At 67.5% G+C, this 2,024-nt stretch carries 2 protein-coding genes and 1 pseudogene; 2 read left to right on the forward strand and 1 reads right to left on the reverse strand.

Going from position 1 to position 2,024, the window contains the following annotated elements; all coding sequences use genetic code 11:
- Window positions 1–253 precede the first annotated feature (253 nt).
- Window positions 254–1,171 carry a hypothetical protein gene (locus ACAM49_RS39960; RefSeq protein ID WP_369640704.1) on the forward strand — a complete coding sequence of 306 codons (918 nt, stop codon included), beginning with the start codon at window positions 254–256 and terminating at the stop codon, window positions 1,169–1,171.
- A gap of 11 nt (window positions 1,172–1,182) precedes the next feature.
- Here the strand turns inward: ACAM49_RS39960 and ACAM49_RS39965 are convergent, their stop codons facing one another.
- A complete protein-coding gene (locus tag ACAM49_RS39965) occupies window positions 1,183–1,572 on the reverse strand; it encodes a DUF2237 family protein (RefSeq protein WP_033086087.1) in 390 nt (129 codons plus the stop codon).
- Window positions 1,573–1,788: 216 nt separating this feature from the next.
- Here ACAM49_RS39965 and ACAM49_RS39970 point away from each other — a divergent pair.
- Window positions 1,789–2,024: pseudogene (locus ACAM49_RS39970) on the forward strand (signal recognition particle-docking protein FtsY); the annotation flags it as partial.

Consider the following 2,024-nt stretch of genomic DNA (forward strand, 5'->3'; position numbering starts at 1 on the left):
CCCCCTAACCGCACCCTAATCCGACCCCATACCAACCCGGACCAGCCACCATCCCACCCCTACCCGTACCGTTGATCGGGGCTCGAATCGGAGGAGATGTGAAACCCGTTGGGGCTCTTCGTGACCTGGGTGTGTCCGAACCGGTGCGAAGGTGTGACGAGCCGGGGCAGAGGGCGAAAAATGCTGGTAGATAGGGATATTTGAGGGGTTTGTAACGACCCGCAAACGGGGAGTGGGGAAGTACGCTCCCTGCGTGGTTTGGGTGTCGGCCGCGGCGTTCGGTGTCGCATGGTGGCTCGGTTTGTATCTGCTGGCGCGGGATCCGCGAAAGCCGTTGTTACGCAGGGCGGCCGGTGGGCTATTGGTGTACGCCGCGACCGTGGTGATCGATCGGCTGGCCGGGGGAAGCCCCTGGTTCGACGGGGTGCGCATCGTGCTGGTGTGCGCGCCGGTACTCGCCTTCAGCGGAGTCTTCGTGCGGCTGTTGCCGACTCGCGCGGTCGAGCGCGTGGACCGGGTGTGGCGGGTCGGATTGCTGCCGGTGTGCGCGCTGCTGGCCATGCCCGCGGCGGGCGGATTCCTGCCCGCCGGTTATGTTTTGGGCGCGATCACGCTGCTGGCGCTGCTCGGCACCATGCTGGGCATGCTCGGGCAGCAGGCCGATTGGATCGAGGACTCGCGGCGCTCGGCGGCCGGGCTGCTCACCGTCGGCGCGCTGCTGCTCGGCCTCAGCGCGGCACTGATCCTGTTGGGGCTCAACGTGCTTCCCAGCACCGCCATGCTCTCGGTGCTGGCCGCCGACCTGGTCGTGCTCGGGCTCGGCATCGCGGTGGTGGACGCCTTCGACGCGGGAGAAACCGTGCGCGCCGCCATGATCCACTCCTTCGTGGTCTCGGCGGCCGCCGCGGCGGTCTTCGGCGGCCAGGCCGCGCTGGCGCTCACCCTGGCGGGGGAGCGGCCCGCCCTGATCGCCCTGTTCTTCGGCGCCATCGCCGCCGCGATCACCCTGCAGGTGCTGCACGTCCCGCTGCAGGCCGGCGCCGACCGGCTGGCCTTCTCCGACCCGCAGTTGTTCGCGGCCCGCGTCGAATTGCGCAGCGCCACCGAGGCATTACTGCGCAAGGGCGACGACGGCGGCGCACCCAACGCCGTGAGCGTCACCGGATCCTGATCGACCGCGTATCAGAGCAGGTCGCTCACATCGTCGGGAACGTCGACGGCGTATTTGCGGAGGGTGTCCATCGGAACGACCTCGAGGGCGTTCTCGTGCGTGGCGGCCAGCACCACCGGTGCGGCCACCCCGTCCTCGTGGGCGTGCAGCCATCTGACCGCCACCACGCACCATCTGTCGCCCGGCTGCAGGCCGGGGAAGTTGTTCTCCGGCCGCGGGGTGACGAGGTCGTTGCCGATCGACTTCTGGTGCTCCAGGAACTCCGCGGTCACCACCGTGCAGACGGTGTGGCTGCCCAAATCCTCGGGGCCGGTGCTGCAGCATCCGTCCCGGTAGAAGCCGGTGAGAGGATCGGTGCCACACTCCTCCAGCGGTCCCCCAAGCACATTTCGATCGGTCACGTCGCCGATCCTATTGTCTCGGTGTCGCATTCGCCGCTCCTTCCGCACTGTGGCACGTAGTCGAGCAGACCGGTCGGTAGTTGTTGGGATTTCCAGACCCCACCCCGGCGTGTCGACGGTTCGCACGGCATAGCTGTGTGATAGACGACACTGCCCTCCGACGCGTCCGAAGGTGTGTGAAACCGGCAATACAACCGTCTCTGAAAGGATGGGGGCGTGACGACTGCTGAAGTTTGGATTCTCATCGCGGCCATCGCCGCGGTGCTGCTCGTGGCGCTGGTCGCCGGTTATGCCCTGAACAAGCGCCGCCGTATCTCGCTGACCCCGGAGGTCACCGAGACCAAGGAAGTGACCGACCGGTCCGGCGGCTACCAGGCCTCGAGCGGATTCAGCTTCAGCCAAGGCACCGCCGAGCGGGAGAAGGTCCCCGCGACCAAACCCAAGCCCAAGCC

Origin of the sequence: Nocardia sp. JMUB6875 (genome assembly GCF_041154655.1) — a bacterium.
Lineage (GTDB): Bacteria > Actinomycetota > Actinomycetes > Mycobacteriales > Mycobacteriaceae > Nocardia.